Here is a 17234-nt window from a genome sequence, read left to right on the forward strand (position 1 = left end):
TATGATGAGGTCCCGAGCGCCGCCTGCCGGCCGGCACCGACCGGTCGACGCCACCAGGGGCGGCCCCCCCTTGTCCGGAGTTGAATCCATGAGCGTGCGCCGCGAGAAAGATACCTTTGGCCCGATCGACGTCCCCGCCGAGCACCTGTGGGGAGCGCAGACTCAGCGCTCGCTGCAGTTCTTCGACATTTCCACCGAGAAGATGCCGCCCCAGCTCGTCGATGCGCTGGCGCGCCTCAAGCGTGCGGCCGCCCGGGTCAACGCCGGGCTGGGCGAGCTCGACGCAGGCATCGCCGACGGCATCGCCGAGGCGGCGGACGAAGTCATCGCCGGCAAGTGGCCGCAGGAGTTCCCGCTGGCGGTCTGGCAGACGGGCTCCGGCACGCAGAGCAACATGAACATGAACGAGGTGCTCGCCAATCGCGCGTCGGAGATCCTCGGCGGCGAACGCGGCGAAGGCCGCAAGGTGCACCCGAACGACCACGTCAACCGCGGCCAGTCGTCCAACGACGTCTTTCCCACCGCGATGCACATCGCCGCGGCGACCCAGGTCGTGCAGGCGCTGCTACCGGCCCTGGCCGCGCTGCGCGCCACGCTGGACGCCAAGAGCAAAGCCTTCTGGGACATCGTCAAGATCGGCCGCACCCACCTGCAGGACGCCACGCCGCTCACGCTCGGCCAGGAACTGTCCGGCCACGTGGCGCAGCTCGATGCCTGCGAGGCGCAGATCCGCGCCGCCCTGCCCGGCCTGTGCGAACTGGCCATCGGCGGCACGGCCGTCGGCACGGGCCTGAACGCCCATCCGGAATTCAGCGCCAAGGTCGCGGCCGAGCTGGCCAGCGACACCGGCATCACCTTCGTGTCCGCGCCCAACAAGTTCCAGGCACTGGCCGGCCACGAGGCGATTCTCTTCGCCCACGGCGCGCTCAAGACGCTGGCGGGCGCGCTCATGAAGATCGCCAACGACGTGCGCTGGCTGGCGAGCGGGCCGCGTTCGGGCCTGGGCGAGATCAGCATCCCGGAGAACGAGCCGGGCAGCTCGATCATGCCGGGCAAGGTCAACCCCACGCAGTGCGAGGCCCTGACCATGCTGTCGGCCCAGGTCATGGGCAACGATGTCGCGATCAATATCGGCGGCTCGATGGGCAATTTCGAGCTGAACGTTTTCAAGCCGATGATCATCCACAACTTCCTGCAGTCGGTGCGCCTGCTGGCCGACGGCATGGCCAGCTTCGACAAGAACTGCGCGGTGGGCATCGAGCCCAACCGCGAGCGCATCGCCGAACTGGTGGATCGCTCGCTGATGCTGGTGACTGCGCTCAACCCGCACATCGGCTATGACAAGGCCGCGCAGATCGCCAAGAAAGCCCACAAGGAAAATCTGTCGCTGAAGGAAGCCGCGCTTGCCCTCGGCTACCTGACCGAGGAGCAGTTCACGCAATGGGTCGTGCCGGAGAATATGACGAACGCGAAGCGCAGCGCGTAGCGGCCGGGCGCGCCGCGACGAGCCCGCGCCGCCGCCCGCGGGGCGACGACGACGAAGACGTGGCGGCGCTGCCGCGCACACCCGTGCGCTTCACCGCGCACTTCTTCTGGCGCTTTCGCTGGTGGTATGCGCTCATCATCATTCTGGAGGTCGGCGCCGCCGTCAGCTCCATCGTGATGCCCTATGCCATCGGGCAGATCGTCGGCGCCGTCACGCAGTGGGCGGGCGAAGCCGGCGCGCAGCGCGACATCGGCGCCGCGGTGAGCGGCCCGCTGGTGCTGTTCGTCGCGCTCGCCATCGGCGAAGTCGTCTTCAACCGCGCCAGCGGCGCCTGTCGCGTGTACGTCTCGCCACGCCAGCGCACCGGCATTGCCCGGGCGATGTTCGACTACCTGCAGCGCCACTCGCAGCACTACTTCAGCAACCACTTTGCCGGCGCGCTGTCCGCGCGCATCGCCGAGACCTCGGTCGGCGTGAACATGACCCTCTCGACGGTCATCTTCGAGTTCCTGCCGCTCGCCATCACGCTTGCGGTATCGATCTTCCTGCTTTCCTCCGCGAGCCTCGTGCTGGCCTCGTTCACCCTGGCCTGGTCCGCCGTCTTCATCCTGGTGTCCTACTGGATGGCGCGGCGTGCCCAGCCGTATGCCGAGAAGCATGCGGCGGCGCGCTCGGCCACTTCCGGGCGCATCGTGGATACCGTCACCAATCTCGCCAACGTGCGCCTGTTCGCGCGCGGCGACTACGAACGCGAGCAACTCGCGGCGGTGCAAGGCCGCGAGATCGCGGTCGCCAGCAGGGCGATGTGGTTCAGCGAGAAAGTGCAGTGGTTCCAGATGGGCGCGGCCCTGGTGCTCAAGGTGGGCATGCTCTACTTCGCGCTCACCCTCTGGCGCGACGGCCGGATCGACGTGGCGGCCTTCGTGATGAGCACCAGCCTGTCCCTGCTGGTCATCAACGATGCGCGCAACCTGGGCCGGCGCTTCCTGGAAGTCTTCGAGTACGTCGGCAACATTGCCAACGGCGTGCGCACGATCATGCAGCCGTACGAGATCGTCGACCGCCCCGGCGCACGCGACGTGGTCATCCGCCGCGGCGACATCGCCTTCGAGAACGTGACGTTCGGCTACGACTCCGAACGCCCGGTGTTCCGCGACCTGGATCTGGTGATCCCCGCCGGGCAGCGCGTCGGGCTGGTCGGCTTCTCGGGCTCGGGCAAGTCCACGCTGGTCAACCTCTTGCTGCGTCTCTACGAGCCTCAGCAGGGACGCATCATGATCGACGGCGTGGACATCCGCGACATGACCCAGGACGCGCTGCATCGCCAGATCGGGCTGATCCCGCAGGACCCCAGCCTGTTCCACCGCAGCCTGGCCGACAACATCCGCTACGGCCGTCCCGAGGCGAGCCTGGAGGACATACGCGCGGCGGCGCGCGGCGCCAGCGCCGACGGCTTCATCAGCGAAATGCCGCTGCAGTACGACGCGCTGGTGGGCGAGCGCGGCGTGAAGCTGTCGGGCGGGCAGCGCCAGCGCGTCGCGATCGCCCGCGTCATCCTGAAGAATGCGCCCATCCTGGTGCTCGACGAAGCCACCTCGGCGCTGGATTCCATCACCGAACGGGTGATCCAGGACTGCCTGGATACTGTCATGCAAGGCCGTACCGTGATCGCGATCGCGCACCGGCTCTCGACCATCGCGCATCTCGACCGCATCCTGGTGTTCGATCACGGCACCCTGGTGCAGGACGGCTCGCACGACGCGCTGCTGGCGCAGCCGGGCACGTACCAGCGGCTCTGGCGGCAGCAGGCGGGCGGGTTTCTGCCGACGTCGTGAGCGTGGCCGCGTGCCGGCGGCTGCCGCCCGCCCGCTCATTGCGGCTCGATGCCCGCCGCCTTGATGGCGCGCCCCCACTTCTCATATTCGCTGTCGACGAAGGCGGCGAACGTGGCCGGATCGGCGTCCAGCGAAGTGAAGCCCAACTGACGTATCCGCGCCTGCACGTCCTCGGCGCGAAACGCCGCGCGCACGACCTCGCTGATCTTCGTCACGATGGCCGGTGGCATGCCGGCCGGGCCCGAGAGCCCGACCCAGGCGGCGAGGTCGTACCCCCGCACGCCCAGCTCGTCGAGCGTGGGCACGTCCGGCGCCAGCGTCACGCGCTCGCCTGTCGACACGGCGAGCGCGCGCAGCTTGCCGGCGTCCACGAACGGCTTGGCGACCGAAAGATCGGCGAACATGAAGTCGAACTGCCGGCCCACCAGGTCCGTCAGCGCCTGCGGCTGGCCGCGATAGGGAATTCCCACCGCGCCTGCGATGTCCGCTGCGTGCACGTAGGCACTGCCCATGACCTGGCTGGTGGCCTGGCCATAGCCATACGTCAGGTGCCGGTTCCCGGAAACCGTGTCATGCAGCAGGTCGTCCACCGAGTGGTACGGCGAATCGACATTGACCAGCAGCAGCGAAGGCGCCCGGACCAGCGGCGCGATGTGCGTGAAATCGTCCTTGTAATGGTACGCGGGCTGCGCCTGCAGCCAGGGGTTCGACGAATTCAGCCCGCTGAAGCTGATGATCAGCGTATAGCCGTCCGCCGGCGCGCGCTTCATGGTCTGGACACCGATCACGCCCTGTGCGCCCGGCTTGTTCTCCACCACGACGGGCTGGCCCCAGGCGCGGTTCAGTGCTTCGGCCACCATGCGCGCGAGCGTATCCGTCGCGCTGCCGGGCGGGTTGGGTACGATGATCGACAGCGGACGCTCGGGATAGTCCGTCCCGGCGGCATGCGCCTGGGGCAGGCTCGCCGCGAGGCCCAGTGCGAGCATGCCCATGCACACCGCTCTGCGCTGGCGGCGTCGTTGTATGTCGTTCATGTTTGGTCTCCTCCTTGTGACGCTCAGATGTCGCCGTACAGGGCATCCAGAAAGTCCTGCATGCGGCTGTCGGCGCGCGTGGTCAGGCGCTCGATGCGCGCTTCGTAGCCCGCAATGGCCTCGCACCGCTCGACCACGCGCTCGATCCAGGCTCGCGGCACGAAGCAGATGCCGGTTTCGTCCGCGACCACCAGGTCGCCCGCATTGACCTGGCAATTCATGATGGAGACCGCCCCGTTGACCTCGACCGTGGTGCAGCGCCACTTGCCGGTCAGCGGCGTCACGTGCCGCGACCATACCGGGAAGCCGATCTCGCGCGAATGCCCGACGTCCCGCACCCCGCCGTCCACGATGGCGCCCGCCAGACCCTGGTGGTGGGCGATGCTCGCCATCAGCCCGCCCATGTTCGATACCTCGGGCACGCCCTGGATCACCAGAAGCTGGCCGGGCTGGGCCTGATTGATGCCTTCGATCTCCGCCATCCGCCAATCGCGGCGGCTCACGTTCACGTGGGCGTTGACGTCCTGGCGAACATTGCGCAAGGTCACGGCAGTGCCGATGACCGTCCGGTCCAGCGTGGGTGCCAGGGCACTGGCCGCAACGGTGCCCTCGAGGCCGAACTCGTCCAGTACGTCCGCCACCAGACTGGACAGATCGCCCAGGCGGCGCAACCGCTCGATCCACGCCGGATCGAGCGGCCCGGGGTTTTCGTGAACGCGCTCGGCCGGCACGCGTCCGGTCAGTGTCTTGATGCCCATACATGCTCCATTGCCGATCGGTCGGCTGCTTGTGTGTCAACCGCCATGGTGTGCGCAGGGCCATGGCGCGCCTACGGCAAGCTCGCATAACTGATATTGGCATTCCCGATAACCGGCGCTGCACGACACACGCACGGCAGGCGGCGGCCGGCCCTACAATGCCGTGACGCGACGCCGCCGCGGCCCCCGAGGCGCCGCGCGCCCACCATGCCCGCCACCACCCCGGTACGCTCCGTGAACCAGCCCGCCGAACTGCGCCACCTGCGCTGCTTCATCAGTGCCGTCGAATGCGGCTCGATGTCCCGCGGCGCCCTGGCATGCGACATGTCGCAGCCCACCTTCTCGACGCGTATCCAGCAGCTCGAGCAGGGCCTGGGGGTGCGACTGCTGCACCGGAACGGGCGCGGCGTGGTCTGCACCAGTGCGGGCCAACGGCTCTACGAGCGCCTGAAACCCGTGGTCGCGGCGCTGGATACCGCTCTGGTCGAGGCCGCAGCCGCGGACGGCAAGGAGCATGGCGAGATCGTGGTCGGGATCGTACCCACGGCCGCCGGCCGCCTCTCGATCCCGCTCATGGACACCGCGAGCCGGTCGGACCACCCGCAACTGCGCGTCGTGGAGAGCTTCAGCGGCCATCTGCAGGCATGGCTCGCGCAGGGCGACATCGACATTGCCGTGTGCTCTGCGCTGCCGCGCCAGCGCGGCATCCGGCAGTTGCCGCTGCGCAGCGAACCGCTGCAACTCGTCGGGCTGCGCCAGGACGCGAAGACGACGGCGTCCACGCCTTTCGCCACGCTGCAGGGCGTTCCCCTGGTGCTCGGCAGCCGCATGCACGCGATCCGGCAGATCATCCAGCGCGTGGCGTCTCGCCGTGGCGTAACCCTGAACGTGGCCTACGAGATCGATGGACTCGAAGCGCAACTGCGTTTCGTGCTCCAGGGGCTGGGGTATGCCATCCTCCCCGAAGGCACCCTGCAGCCGGACGCCGCGCCCGGCCTGCAATGCTGGACACTGACCGAACCGGTGGTGCGGCGCCAGTTGGTCGTGGCCGTGGCGCGCGACGCCGAAGCCACCAAGCCGGCCGTGCGCGTCGTCGCGAGCCGCATCGCCGAGATGCTGCGCTGAACCGCGCGCCCGACATGCGCGGCTGCGAGGGTTGCCCTCAGACCGCCGACACCTTCACCCGCCCCGTCGCGTAGAACGCCGCCAGGTTCTCGAACGTGAGATCGGCCATGGCCTGCCGGGTTTCGCGCGTGGCGCTGGCCATGTGCGGCGCGAGCACGACGTTGTCCAGCGTGAAAAAAGCCGGCGGCACCTGCGGCTCGTCCTGGTAGACGTCCAGGCCGGCGCCCGCGATGACGCCGGTCTGCAGCGCATGCAGCAGCGCGGCCTCGTCGACCACCGACCCGCGCGCGACGTTGACGAGATAGCCCTGTGGGCCGAGCGCCTGCAGCACACGCGCGTCGATGAGATGCCGGGTGGCGGGGCCGCCGGCGACGATCACGACCAGGAAGTCCGCCCAGTCGGCCAGGGCCAGCAGGTCGGGCTCGTGCTGCCAGGCAACGCCGGCCACCGCGCGCCGGCTGTGATAGCGGATCGGCATGCCGAAGCCGGCGGCGCGCTGCGCGACGACCCGGCCGATGCGCCCCAGGCCGACGATGCCCAGACGGGCGCCGCTGACCTTGCGCGTGAGCGGATACGGTGCCTGCAGCCAGCCGCCACGGCGCACGTAGCGATCGGCGGCGCTGATCTGCCGGGCGGCATCGATCATCAGGCCGAAGGCGAGATCGGCCACGCAGTCGTTCAGCACGTCGGGCGTATAGCCGACGGCGACGCCGCGCGCTGCCGCATGCCGCACGTCCAGGCGATCCAGGCCGACGCCGAAGCTGGAGATCACCTTGAGGTTGGGCAGCGCATCGATGACCGCGTTGTCCACGCCGAGGGCGGCCGAGGTGACCAGGCCGCTGAAGTCCGCGCCCTGGCGTGCGAGGAAGTCCGTTGGGTCGGCCTGCGCCGCCAGCGAAGTGACGTCGAAGGCGGCGGCCAGGCGCTGTTCCAGGGCCGGCATCAGGCGGCCCACCGCCAGGATGCGTTCAGTTGTCGTGCTTGCTTTCATGGTCTGGTTTCGAGAGAGGGCGGAACGAAAACGACGACGGCGCGGCCGCCTCCGGGCGGCCGCGCGGGGCCACTCAGCCGGACCGCCCGCGCCCGGCCATTTCCTCGCCGGCGGACGGGTTCAGCCGCCAGAAGGAGAAGGCGGACAGCGTGACCAGCACGCCGATGACGATAAAGCCTATATGCACGTCGCCGACGCCGAGCTGGGTGCCGCCGCGCGCGGCCATGCTCAGGTTCACGGTGACGGCAGCGATTCCGACGCCCAGGCTGATGCCGACCTGCTGCGCCATGGCCGCCAGACCGCTCGCCCGGCTCATCGATTCCGGACCCACATCGGCGTAGGTCAGCGTGTTGACCGCGGTCAGTTGCAGCGAGCGGAAGAATCCGCCCAGCAGCAGCACAGCGAGCATCAGCCAGTACGGCGTGGTTTCGGTGAAGAGCGCGCAGGCCGCCGTGAACACGCCGGTCGCGATGGCGTTGGTGACCAGCACGCGACGAAAACCGAAACGCCGGATGACCGGCACGGCCACGATTTTCATCATCAGCGCGCCGACCGCGCCGACGAAGGTGATCATGCCGGCGGCGAGCGGCGACAGGCCGAACCCGACCTGCAGCAGCAGCACCAGCAGGAAGGGCATCGCGCCGATCGGGAACCGGCATAGATTGCCGCCCAGGCTGGCGATGGCGAAGGTCGGCACGCGCAGCAGGCCCAGGTCCACGATGGGGTAGGCCGTGCGCCGCGCATGCCAGACGTAGAGGGCAGCACAGAGCAGTCCGAAGGCAAAGATGCCGAGGACCATCATGCCGGACAGTGTGCTGTGCCCGATGGCCTCGAAGCTGTAGATGATCGCGACCAGCGCCGCGCTGGTGAGCAGGAAACCCAGCCAGTCGAGCGGCGGGCGGGGCATGACGAGTTCGATGTGCGGCACATGGCGCAGGACCAGCACCAGCCCGATCAGGCCGATGGGTACGTTGATGAGGAAGATCCAGTGCCAGTTCACATAGGTGACGATGGCGCCGCCCAGCGGCGGCCCGACGACGGGGCCGAGCAGCGCCGGGATCGACAGGAAGGACATTGCCCGCACGAGTTCGCTCTTGGGCACCGAGCGCAGCAGGATCACCCGCCCGACGGGCACCATCATCGCGCCGGCCAGCCCCTGCGCGACCCGGGCCGCGACGAGCTGCGGCAGCGAGGCCGAGGCCGCGCAACCGATCGATGACAGGATGAACAGCAGCATGGCCGCGGCGAACACCTGCTTGGCGCCGAAGCGGTCGGCCGCCCAGCCGCTCAGGGGCACGAACGTGGCCACAGCCAGCAGGTAGGAGGTGATCGTGACGTTCATGCGCACCGGTGTCACGCCGAAGGCCTCGGCCATCACCGGCAGCGCCGTGGCGACCACGGTGGCGTCCAGCATCTGCATGAACAGGGCACACCCGACGAGACCGGGTACGACCAAGGAAGACCGCGTTTGAACCGCCCTGTCACTATTCACAGCTTACATCCAGTCGCAAAACTGACAACATGCGGTCTCCTGCTAGGAGCCGCCCCATGTCCATACGCGTAGACTTTCCGCCCCCGGCCAGCCCCCCTCTCACGCCGCGCGAGAACGAAGTGCTGGCCCAGATACTGACCGGCAGGCCGAACAAGATCATCGCGGCGGTGCTCGGCATCTCGCAGCGCACTGTGGAGGTACATCGTTCGCGGATCTTTCAGAAGCTCGGGGTACGCAACGCCATCCAGCTCGCGGCGAGCGTGTATCACCTGCCCGAACCGGGCGGCATGACGAGGGCACTGGCCGAGCCCGCCGGGCCCGCCACGCTCGTCGCCATCGAGGCCGGCACCGCCGAGGCTCGGGCGGTGCGCAGTGGCGGCCAATGCTCCTGAAATCGTGATCTCCCCCGCATCGCGGGCCTGCCTGCTCCGGGCCTGCCCCATCAAGAAAACCGGGGCCAGGCCCCGGTCTCTACCTCAAGCTTACAACCGCGTGCCCGACAATTCGACCACTTCCTTGTACTTGGCCAGTTCCTTCTGCACCATGTCGGCGAATTCGGCCGGCGTGTTGGGCTGCGCGTCCGAACCCATCTGCGCGAGGCGCTCGCGCGTCTCGGGCCGCTTGAGCGCGGCCATGTAGGTCTCGCTCAGGCGCTGCACGACGGGCTCGGGCGTGCCGGCCGGCACGAACACCCCGAACCAGGTGCCCAGGTCGTATCCGGGGAGGGTCTGCGCCACCGTCGGCACATCGGGCAGGCTCGCCGCGCGTTCGGTGGTGGTCACGGCCAGCGGCACCAGCGCCTTGGCCGCGATCTGCGGCGCGGCCGAGGCAAGGTTGTCGAACATGAAATGCACCTGGTCGCCCAACAGCGCAGCCTGCGCGGGCGCGGCGCCGCCATAGGGGATGTGCACGGCGTCGATGCCGCTGCGCGCCTTGAGCAGCTCACCGGCCAGATGGCCCGCGCTGCCGTTACCGCCCGATCCATAGCTCAGCTTGCCGGGGTTGGCCTTGGCGTAGCGGATCAGGTCGTCCAGGGTGTGGATGTCGTGCGCCTTGGCGAACGCCGGGCTGACCACCAGGACGTTGGGCACGGAGGCGACCAGGGTGATGGGCGTGAAGTCCTTGATCGGATCGTAGGGCAGGTTGTCGAACAGCCAGGGGTTGATCGCGAAGGTCGCGACCGCGCCCATGACCAGGGTATAGCCGTCGGGCGCCGAGCGAGCGACCGCCCCCACGCCGATGTTGCCGCCCGCGCCGGGCCGGTTCTCGATGATCGTGGGCTGTCCGAGCGGATCGCGCACCTCTTCGGCGAGCAGGCGCGCCATGACGTCGAGCGGCCCGCCGGGCGGGTACGGCACGACGAACTTCATGGGCTTCTCGGGCCAGGCGTCCGGCCGGGCATCGGCCGCATGCGCCGGCACCATGGCCAGCGCGCCCGCCAGGCTCAGAACGGCGCAACCGGCACCGAGCGCCAGACGCCGGGCAACTGAAGAAAACCGCAAGAACATGCAATGTCTCCGAAGACGATGATGGAACGAAGCGAAAGCGGGCATGCCCTCAGGCGCGCAGGTAGTCGACGAACTGCTTGCGGAATTTCGCGACCTTGGGCGAGATCACGGCATGGCAATAGCCCTGGCGGGGGTTGCGCACGAAATAGTCGCGGTGATAGGTCTCTGCCGGCCAGAAATGGTCGGCGCCGTAGAGCTGCGTCACGATGGGCGCATCGAACACGCCCGTGCGGTTGAGCGCGTCGATGGTGTGCTGCGCGGCCTCGCGCTGCGCCTCCGACTGGCAGAAGACGGCCGAGCGATACTGCGGGCCGACGTCATGGCCCTGCCGGTCGCGCGAGGTCGGATCATGGGTGGCGAAGAAGACGTTGAGCAGGTCCGTATAGCGGATCTGCGCCGGATCGTAGCGGACCTCGATCACTTCGACGTGGCCGGTGTCGCCCGCGCACACGGCCTCGTACGTGGGCTGGTCCACGTGGCCGCCGGCATAGCCCGGCATCACCGAGCGCACACCGCGCAATTGCTGGAACACGGCTTCGGTGCACCAGAAGCACCCACCACCGAAAACCGCCACCTCCTCGGTCGCCGCACTGCCGGCGGCTGCTTGGACTTCGTCGTTCGGGTTGGTCATGGGGTTTCCTCCTGAAAGTGCGGACGTCAGCGTTGCGCCTTGTCCAGCGAGAGTATCCAGCGGGCCAGGGCGCGCGCGTCGGCCTCGCTCACGTGGGCCTGGGCGGGCATGGTGAGCGCACCCCACTTGCCGCGGCTGCCTTCGCGAATGCCCTGGGCGAGATAGGCTTCGGTGGCCTGGGCGTCGCCCTGGGCGTAGCGTTCGGCGATGGCGTTGAAAGGCGGGCCGACGCGGCGCGCCTCCACCTGATGACAGCTCAGACAGACCTTGGCGCGGGCGAGCGCCAGGCCGTCCTGGGTTTCGGCGTGGGCCGCCGCAAAGGGACAGGGCAGGAGCAGGGCAAAGGAAATCGCGGCGATCCTGCGCTTGGGATTGGGCATCGGTACTCGGCAAGACTGGCGGCGATGGGCGCCGCATGAGGCCGGCGGCAGCGCAGCGCCGTACCGGCTGGGACAAACAGGTATTATCGACCAGTTTCATCGTCGACGCCCGCCCCATGCTCCAGCACCCGCAGTTCGATCCCATCGCCTTGCAGATCGGCCCCCTCGCCGTGCATTGGTATGGGCTCATGTACCTGGTCGGCTTCGCCCTCGCCTGGCTGCTCGGCCGGCGCCTGATCGCGCGCGGCGTCACCCGTCTCACGCCGCGCGACTTCGAGGATCTGCTCTTCTACGCCATCGTCGGGGTGATCGTCGGCGGACGGCTGGGCTACGTGCTCTTCTACAAACCCGCCTACTATCTGGCGCACCCGCTCGAGATCTTCGCCGTCTGGGAAGGCGGGATGGCGTTCCACGGCGGGCTGCTCGGTGTGCTCGCGGTGATCCTGTGGTTCTCGCGGCGGCGCGGTTTTCGCTTTCTGGAGATCGGCGATTTCGTCGCGCCCCTCGTGCCGCTGGGCCTGGCGGCCGGGCGCATGGGCAACTTCATCAACGGCGAACTCTGGGGCCGCGTCACCGATGCGCCCTGGGCCATGGTGTTCCCCGCCGCGCAGGACGGCCTGCCGCGCCATCCGTCGCAGCTCTATCAGTTCGCGCTCGAGGGCGTGCTGCTGTTCGTGATCGTCTGGCTGGTAGCTCGGCGCCCGCAGCCCGTGGGCCGCGTGAGCGCCGTCTTTCTCATCGGCTACGGCGCATTCCGCTTCCTGGCGGAGTTCACCCGCGAGCCAGACAGCTTCCTCGGCCTGCTCGCGGGTGGCCTGAGCATGGGTCAGTGGCTTTCCATTCCCATGGTCATCGCCGGCATCCTCATTTACCGCTGGTCTGCAGGACAACCTCGCCCTGCACCGTCACCGTGACCGTCGCCATGCCGGCCTCGAACTGCAGCGGCGCGGCGGCGGCGTCGGCCACGCCGGCACGCATCATCTGCGGCTGGTACTTCGGATAGACCGAACCGCTGCCCGACAGATCGATCGAGCGGATGCGATAGTCGGCGAAGCCGAATGCCTTGGCGGCGTCGGCCGCGCGCTGACGAAACGCCTCGGCGGCCTCGCCGAGCAGGCGCTTTTCCTCGGCCTCACGAGCCTCGCGCGAAAGCGAGAAAGCCACGTCGGCGATGCTCATGGCGCCGGCCTCGGCGGCCAGCTTGGAGGCGGCCGGCAGGTCGTTGGACTCGAGCACGACCTCGCCGCGTCCACGCCAGCCCGTGATCTTGCCGTCACGGTCGGTGTTCGGCCACAGGCGATAGTTGCCGGTGCGCACCTGGACGGACGCGGGCGCCTTGCCCTTGACGGCCGCCAGCGTATCGTTGACCGTCTTGGTCAAGCGCTGCGATACGTCTGCCTGCTCGGCGCCTTCGATCTCGGTGGCCAGCGTGATCTGCACCTTGTCCTGGGTCACCTCCGAAACGGCCTCGGCCTGCAGCGTCAGGCGCGGTTCGCGCTGCCCGCGCGGTTCCCCGCGCTCGTGCGGGCGCGGCGTATCCGGCGGCGCCGGCTGCGCGATGGCCTGGGCGGCAAGCAGGGGAAGGGCGGCCAGCGCCAGCGGCGCGGTACGAAGCAATGCGCGTAGCGACATCTTTCACATCCTCGTTGTTGTTGTGACGAAAGACAGAGCCGCGGCAATGACGTCGACGCCGGCCGCGGCCCATGCACGCTACGCTACCCTAGTCAGGCCGCAAAAGCCGTATAGGACTTCCACAACATGTAACCGGCCAGCACGAACAGCAGGCTGGCAAAGACGCGCTTGAGCGTCGCGACGGGAAGCTGGTGGGCGAGTGCCGCCCCGCGCGGCGCGACGAGCACGCTGGCGGCCACCACCACCAGCAGCGTGGGCCACGACACGTAGCCCAGCATGCCCGGCATGCCGGCCGTTTCCTTCCAGCCCGACCCGATATAGCCCACCGTATTGGCAAGGGCGATGGGAAAACCGAGTGCCGCCGAGGTGCCGATGGCCGCCGGCAACGGCACGTTGGAGCGGGTCAGGAAGGGCACCGACAGAAAGCCGCCGCCGGCCCCGACCAGTCCCGACAGGAACCCGATGCCCGCGCCGGCGGCCGTCAGCCCCACCGGCCCCGGTAGCTGACGCTCGGGTTTCGGCGGCTTGCCGACGAACATCTTGAGTGCGGAATAGCTGACGAACAGCCCGAAGAAAAGCGCCAGCCAGCTAGTGGGAACCAACGAGAACACGGCGCCGCCCGACAGCAGCCCGCCGATGAACAGCCCCGGCACCATGGCCGCCACGATGCGCCAACGCACACCGCCGCGGCGGTGATGCGCGCGCATGCTCGAGAGCGACGTGAAGAGAATCGTGGCCATCGACGTCGCGATCGCCACGTGCACGACCAGATCGAGCGGCATGCCTCGCCAGGTCAGCACCAAGGTCAGAAACGGCGCGAGCACCATGCCGCCCCCGATGCCCAGCAGCCCGGCGGCGAAACCGCAGGCAAGTCCCAGCACCAACAACACGCCAACCAGCGTCACGTCCACGACCTGCCTCCTGCGGCTCCTGCCGACGGGGCGGGATTATAGGCTGGCGCATTGCGCCACGCTTGGGCCTTCGACCCGTGCAACGCGTTCCGCCATGCCGGCAGACAGGAGCGCATAAAAAAACGGCCCGGACAAAGTCCGGGCCGTTGCAGAAAATCCCCGCCTGTGCCGCCAGGCCGGCATCCTGAACCCTCAGGTTCAAGTGGTCGCAGTCAGTCGCGCTTCGGGTTCGCCTACGAGAGGCAATCGCACCTACGCTACATAATTCCGCAACCTATGCCATCACATTGGAACAGGATATTTGGCCGAGTCACGAACACCGCAGGGAAGACTGTCGTAGCTGGCAAGCCAGCCACATGTTCTGTTGTTCTTGCGAGCGCCAGGCTTTCAGACCTGAACGTTCGGCAGCACCGCATCGATATCGCGCTGCATGTCTTCGATTTTACGCTTGTAGTCGCCCAACGCAAAATCCGAATCGCCGGATCCGGACACGGGGGTGGCGAGCAGTTCGGCCGCGAGTTGAAGCGCCGCCATGATGGCGACGCGCTCGGCGCTCGTGCCGGGCTTGCTGGCGTCGCGCAGCCGCTGCATGGTGCGGTCCACGTGCTGGGCGGCGGCCACGACCGAGTCGCGTTCGCCGGGCGTGCAGGCCAGCGAATACTCGCGGCCAAGAATCGTGACGTCCAATCGTTCCATCGCTTATTGCTCCGCGGGTTCTTGCATCGCGCGCGCATCCGGGTCCGGGATGCGCGAAAGCACGTCCTCCACGCGCTCGCGGGCGGCCACCAGCAGGCTGCGCAGGTGGCGGTTCTCGGCCTCGCTCACGGCGAGCCGTTCTGACAGAGCGGCCTTCTCGCGCTGGGAGGTCTCGGTGAGCGCAGCGAGCTGCGACCGATAGGACTCCGAGAGCGCGGCCTGCTCGGCCTGGGACCGTTGGGTCAGGCGCGCGAGCTCGGCTTTCGTGGACTCGGCGTACTTGGCCAACTGGCGTACGCGGACGGCGAGGTGATCGAGGTCTTCAAGCATGGGCGTAATCGTAAACCAATCGAAGGCGGCACCGCTACGCGCAGTCCGTGGGCCCTGCGGCATCGGCGCCACGGCCCCTGGGTGCAGGGAATCCGAAAGCGCGACCGGCCTGCCTGCGGCACGGCCGCCGCGACCGAACCCGCCCGGCGCGGCTGTCAGCAATGCCGGCGAAACCCTTTCAAAGTTCTTTCAAAACTCGGGAAAACCCCGACTGCGCCGGCTTTGCAATTTGTATTCAGGGGCAATCATATCAACTACCATTGCGCACTTCCCAAAGCTTGCGCTTTTCCGGCCAGTAGCTTGCATTTTGCCTACAGACTTGGGCGGTACCGCAGGATGGCGGACGGGGGAATCCATTCAATTGCAGAGGAGTTTCGCACCATGCGAATACAGTCACAGCAGAACTTCTGGTCAGGGGTGATGTTCATCGTCCTGGGCCTGACGTTCGCCTGGTTTGCCACCGATTACCAGATGGGCACCGCAGCCCGGATGGGCCCTGGGTATTTTCCCTTCTGGATTTCCACGATCATGGCGATCCTCGGCGCGGTCATCGCGCTCAGCGCGCTTTCTCCGAAAGCCGAAAAAACCCAGGTCGACAAGTTCGACTGGCGCAGCATGTTCCTGGTGCTGGGCTCGGTAGTGCTGTTTGGGCTGCTCATGCGTCCTCTCGGCCTGTACGTGTCGCTCGCCTTGCTCGTGATCATCAGCAGCTTCGCCAGCCATGAATTCACCTGGAAGGTTGCCATCGGCAACGCCGTCTTCCTGGTGGTGTTCGCGTACGTGGCGTTCGTGAAGGGCCTGGGCCTGATCTTCCCGCTCTACCCCTGGTTCATCGGCTGATTCGGAGTCACGCATGGAACTGCTATCAAACCTCGCGCTCGGCTTCTCGGTCGCCTTTACACCCGAGAACCTGTTTTACGCCTTCCTGGGCGCCCTGCTCGGCACGCTGATCGGCGTGCTGCCCGGCATCGGCCCGCTCGCGACCATCGCGATGCTGCTGCCCATCACCTACGTGCTGCCGCCGGTGGCCGGCCTGATCATGCTGGCCGGCATCTACTACGGGGCGCAGTACGGTGGTTCGACCACCGCCATCCTGGTCAACCTGCCAGGGGAAATTTCCGCAGTGGTGACCGTGATCGATGGCCACCAGATGGCGAGGAACGGGCGCGCCGGCTCCGCCCTCGCCATCGCCGCCATCGGCTCGTTCTTCGCCGGCTCGGTCGCCACCCTGCTGCTGGCCGCATTCTCGCCCCCGCTGGCCGAGGTCGCCTTCAAGTTCGGCCCTGCCGAGTACTTCTCGCTGATGGTGCTGGGCCTGATCGGCGCCGTGGTGCTGGCCTCCGGCTCGCTGCTCAAGGCGATCTGCATGATCCTGCTCGGCCTGCTCCTGGGCATGGTCGGCACCGACGTTAACTCCGGCGTGGCGCGCTACGCGTTCAACATCCCCGAACTGCAGGACGGTATCGACTTCGCCGCCGTGGCCATGGGTGTGTTCGGTTTCGCCGAAGTGCTCAACAACCTCGAGCTGCGCGAGAAGCGTGTCTCGCTGACGTCCAAGATCGGTTCGCTCTACCCGAACAAGCAGGAGTTCATGGAGTCCGCCCCCGCCGTGCTGCGCGGCACGGCCATCGGCTCGGTCCTGGGCATCCTGCCCGGCGGCGGCGCGGTGCTCTCCTCGTTCGCGTCCTACACGCTCGAGAAGAAGATCTCCAAGACGCCGGAACGTTTCGGCAAGGGCCACCCGGCCGGCGTGGCAGGTCCCGAATCGGCGAACAACGCCGCGGCGCAGACCTCCTTCATCCCGCTGCTCACACTGGGCATCCCGGGCAACGCCGTGATGGCGCTGATGGTCGGCGCGATGACCATCCACAACATCCAGCCCGGCCCGCAGGTCATTTCGAGCCACCCCGAGCTGTTCTGGGGCCTGATCGCCTCGATGTGGATCGGCAACCTGATGCTGGTCATCCTGAACCTGCCGCTGGTGGGCATGTGGGTCAAGCTGCTGCAGGTGCCCTACAAGATCCTCTACCCGGCGATCCTGGTGTTCTGCTCGGTGGGTGTGTACACGCTGAACTACAACGTGTTCGACATCTACGTGACGGCGGCATTCGGCCTGATCGGCTATGTCTGGGCCAAGCTGAAGTGCGAAGGCGCCCCGCTGCTGCTCGGCCTGGTGCTCGGCCCCATGATGGAAGAAAACTTCCGCCGTGCCCTGCTGCTGTCGCGCGGTGACTTCATGACCTTCGTCGAGCGCCCGCTGTCGGCCGTGCTGCTGGGTATCGCGCTGGTACTGGTGATCTTCGTCACGCTGCCTGCGATCCGCAAGAAGCGCGAGGAAACCTTCGTCGAGGAAGACTGATCCCGACGGCCGGAGCTCCCCCTCCGGCACAGCGTGAACAGGAGCCCCCGGCTGCGCGAGCACCGG

The 17234-nt window shown here is 67.7% G+C and carries 18 protein-coding genes and 1 other RNA gene; 7 read left to right on the forward strand and 12 right to left on the reverse strand.

Features of this window, described 5'->3' with window-relative positions; translation table 11 throughout:
• Positions 1-88: 88 nt before the first annotated feature.
• A complete protein-coding gene (fumC, locus tag FOZ76_RS12870) occupies positions 89-1486 on the forward strand; it encodes a class II fumarate hydratase (protein WP_143948672.1) in 1398 nt (465 codons plus the stop codon).
• Positions 1441-3321, forward strand: a complete 1881-nt coding sequence (locus FOZ76_RS12875; RefSeq protein WP_143948673.1) for an ABC transporter ATP-binding protein — start codon at positions 1441-1443, stop codon at positions 3319-3321. Before fumC ends, FOZ76_RS12875 begins: the two co-directional genes overlap by 46 nt.
• Positions 3322-3356: 35 nt before the next feature.
• On the opposite strand, the gene FOZ76_RS12880 is transcribed toward FOZ76_RS12875, so the two are convergent.
• On the reverse strand, positions 3357-4355 hold the full coding sequence (locus tag FOZ76_RS12880) for a Bug family tripartite tricarboxylate transporter substrate binding protein (RefSeq protein WP_143948674.1): 999 nt from the start codon (positions 4353-4355) through the stop codon (positions 3357-3359).
• 23 nt (positions 4356-4378) lie between these two features.
• Positions 4379-5113 carry an RraA family protein gene (locus FOZ76_RS12885; protein ID WP_143948675.1) on the reverse strand — a complete coding sequence of 245 codons (735 nt, stop codon included), beginning with the start codon at positions 5111-5113 and terminating at the stop codon, positions 4379-4381.
• A 207-nt stretch (positions 5114-5320) separates the two neighbouring features.
• On the opposite strand from FOZ76_RS12885, the gene FOZ76_RS12890 reads away from it, so the two are divergent.
• Complete coding sequence (locus FOZ76_RS12890; RefSeq protein ID WP_143948676.1) at positions 5321-6238, forward strand: LysR family transcriptional regulator; 918 nt, start codon at positions 5321-5323, stop codon at positions 6236-6238.
• Between the two features lie 37 nt (positions 6239-6275).
• On the opposite strand, the gene FOZ76_RS12895 is transcribed toward FOZ76_RS12890, so the two are convergent.
• On the reverse strand, positions 6276-7229 hold the full coding sequence (locus FOZ76_RS12895) for a 2-hydroxyacid dehydrogenase (RefSeq protein WP_143948677.1): 954 nt from the start codon (positions 7227-7229) through the stop codon (positions 6276-6278).
• Between the two features lie 73 nt (positions 7230-7302).
• Positions 7303-8649, reverse strand: coding sequence for an MFS transporter (locus FOZ76_RS12900; protein WP_143948710.1), 1347 nt, complete (start codon positions 8647-8649; stop codon positions 7303-7305).
• Between the two features lie 128 nt (positions 8650-8777).
• On the opposite strand from FOZ76_RS12900, the gene FOZ76_RS12905 reads away from it, so the two are divergent.
• Positions 8778-9113 (forward strand): LuxR C-terminal-related transcriptional regulator, encoded by a 336-nt coding sequence (locus FOZ76_RS12905; RefSeq protein ID WP_143948678.1) that lies wholly within the window; start codon positions 8778-8780, stop codon positions 9111-9113.
• Between the two features lie 90 nt (positions 9114-9203).
• Here FOZ76_RS12905 and FOZ76_RS12910 read toward each other — a convergent pair whose 3' ends face one another.
• Genes FOZ76_RS12910 through FOZ76_RS12920 form a run of 3 tightly spaced genes read right to left on the reverse strand, consistent with a single transcriptional unit; the run spans position 9204 to position 11240 of the window.
• Positions 9204-10229 (reverse strand): Bug family tripartite tricarboxylate transporter substrate binding protein, encoded by a 1026-nt coding sequence (locus FOZ76_RS12910; protein WP_425473274.1) that lies wholly within the window; start codon positions 10227-10229, stop codon positions 9204-9206.
• Positions 10230-10278: 49 nt separating this feature from the next.
• Positions 10279-10860, reverse strand: coding sequence for a peptide-methionine (S)-S-oxide reductase MsrA (gene msrA, locus FOZ76_RS12915; RefSeq protein ID WP_143948679.1), 582 nt, complete (start codon positions 10858-10860; stop codon positions 10279-10281).
• Positions 10861-10886: 26 nt separating this feature from the next.
• Complete coding sequence (locus FOZ76_RS12920) at positions 10887-11240, reverse strand: c-type cytochrome (RefSeq protein WP_143948680.1); 354 nt, start codon at positions 11238-11240, stop codon at positions 10887-10889.
• A 116-nt stretch (positions 11241-11356) separates the two neighbouring features.
• On the opposite strand from FOZ76_RS12920, the gene lgt reads away from it, so the two are divergent.
• Positions 11357-12154 carry a prolipoprotein diacylglyceryl transferase gene (gene lgt, locus FOZ76_RS12925; protein ID WP_143948712.1) on the forward strand — a complete coding sequence of 266 codons (798 nt, stop codon included), beginning with the start codon at positions 11357-11359 and terminating at the stop codon, positions 12152-12154.
• Here lgt and FOZ76_RS12930 read toward each other — a convergent pair.
• From FOZ76_RS12930 to FOZ76_RS12950, 5 genes are all read right to left on the reverse strand, one after another.
• Complete coding sequence (locus FOZ76_RS12930; protein ID WP_143948681.1) at positions 12105-12872, reverse strand: SIMPL domain-containing protein; 768 nt, start codon at positions 12870-12872, stop codon at positions 12105-12107. The two genes, lgt and FOZ76_RS12930, sit on opposite strands and share 50 nt — an antisense overlap.
• A 92-nt stretch (positions 12873-12964) precedes the next feature.
• Positions 12965-13783 (reverse strand): sulfite exporter TauE/SafE family protein, encoded by an 819-nt coding sequence (locus FOZ76_RS12935; protein ID WP_143948682.1) that lies wholly within the window; start codon positions 13781-13783, stop codon positions 12965-12967.
• Between the two features lie 152 nt (positions 13784-13935).
• A non-coding RNA gene (ssrS, locus tag FOZ76_RS12940) (6S RNA) lies at positions 13936-14114 on the reverse strand.
• Between the two features lie 56 nt (positions 14115-14170).
• Complete coding sequence (locus tag FOZ76_RS12945) at positions 14171-14479, reverse strand: cell division protein ZapA (protein ID WP_143948683.1); 309 nt, start codon at positions 14477-14479, stop codon at positions 14171-14173.
• A 3-nt stretch (positions 14480-14482) separates the two neighbouring features.
• The gene (locus tag FOZ76_RS12950) at positions 14483-14809 is read right to left on the reverse strand and encodes a hypothetical protein (protein ID WP_143948684.1); all 327 of its coding nucleotides are present in this window, start codon (positions 14807-14809) and stop codon (positions 14483-14485) included.
• Between the two features lie 381 nt (positions 14810-15190).
• Here FOZ76_RS12950 and FOZ76_RS12955 point away from each other — a divergent pair, with 381 nt between their 5' ends.
• Positions 15191-15649 (forward strand): tripartite tricarboxylate transporter TctB family protein, encoded by a 459-nt coding sequence (locus FOZ76_RS12955; RefSeq protein ID WP_143948685.1) that lies wholly within the window; start codon positions 15191-15193, stop codon positions 15647-15649.
• Between the two features lie 13 nt (positions 15650-15662).
• The gene (locus FOZ76_RS12960; RefSeq protein ID WP_143948686.1) at positions 15663-17168 is read left to right on the forward strand and encodes a tripartite tricarboxylate transporter permease; all 1506 of its coding nucleotides are present in this window, start codon (positions 15663-15665) and stop codon (positions 17166-17168) included.
• Positions 17169-17234 lie beyond the last annotated feature (66 nt).

The organism is Verticiella sediminum, assembly GCF_007558815.1.
GTDB classification, from domain to species: Bacteria; Pseudomonadota; Gammaproteobacteria; order Burkholderiales; family Burkholderiaceae_B; genus Verticiella; species Verticiella sediminum.

Bases quoted from the DNA above. Each gene is read 5' to 3' on its own strand.
- fumC (WP_143948672.1), top strand. From the start codon at position 89: ATGAGCGTGCGCCGCGAGAAAGATACCTTTGGCCCGATCGACGTCCCC.
- FOZ76_RS12875 (WP_143948673.1), top strand. From the start codon at position 1,441: ATGGGTCGTGCCGGAGAATATGACGAACGCGAAGCGCAGCGCGTAGCG.
- FOZ76_RS12880 (WP_143948674.1), bottom strand. From the start codon at position 4,355: ATGAACGACATACAACGACGCCGCCAGCGCAGAGCGGTGTGCATGGGC.
- FOZ76_RS12885 (WP_143948675.1), bottom strand. From the start codon at position 5,113: ATGGGCATCAAGACACTGACCGGACGCGTGCCGGCCGAGCGCGTTCAC.
- FOZ76_RS12890 (WP_143948676.1), top strand. From the start codon at position 5,321: ATGCCCGCCACCACCCCGGTACGCTCCGTGAACCAGCCCGCCGAACTG.
- FOZ76_RS12895 (WP_143948677.1), bottom strand. From the start codon at position 7,229: ATGAAAGCAAGCACGACAACTGAACGCATCCTGGCGGTGGGCCGCCTG.
- FOZ76_RS12900 (WP_143948710.1), bottom strand. From the start codon at position 8,649: ATGCAGATGCTGGACGCCACCGTGGTCGCCACGGCGCTGCCGGTGATG.
- FOZ76_RS12905 (WP_143948678.1), top strand. From the start codon at position 8,778: ATGTCCATACGCGTAGACTTTCCGCCCCCGGCCAGCCCCCCTCTCACG.
- FOZ76_RS12910 (WP_425473274.1), bottom strand. From the start codon at position 10,229: ATGTTCTTGCGGTTTTCTTCAGTTGCCCGGCGTCTGGCGCTCGGTGCC.
- msrA (WP_143948679.1), bottom strand. From the start codon at position 10,860: ATGACCAACCCGAACGACGAAGTCCAAGCAGCCGCCGGCAGTGCGGCG.
- FOZ76_RS12920 (WP_143948680.1), bottom strand. From the start codon at position 11,240: ATGCCCAATCCCAAGCGCAGGATCGCCGCGATTTCCTTTGCCCTGCTC.
- lgt (WP_143948712.1), top strand. From the start codon at position 11,357: ATGCTCCAGCACCCGCAGTTCGATCCCATCGCCTTGCAGATCGGCCCC.
- FOZ76_RS12930 (WP_143948681.1), bottom strand. From the start codon at position 12,872: ATGTCGCTACGCGCATTGCTTCGTACCGCGCCGCTGGCGCTGGCCGCC.
- FOZ76_RS12945 (WP_143948683.1), bottom strand. From the start codon at position 14,479: ATGGAACGATTGGACGTCACGATTCTTGGCCGCGAGTATTCGCTGGCC.
- FOZ76_RS12950 (WP_143948684.1), bottom strand. From the start codon at position 14,809: ATGCTTGAAGACCTCGATCACCTCGCCGTCCGCGTACGCCAGTTGGCC.
- FOZ76_RS12955 (WP_143948685.1), top strand. From the start codon at position 15,191: ATGCGAATACAGTCACAGCAGAACTTCTGGTCAGGGGTGATGTTCATC.
- FOZ76_RS12960 (WP_143948686.1), top strand. From the start codon at position 15,663: ATGGAACTGCTATCAAACCTCGCGCTCGGCTTCTCGGTCGCCTTTACA.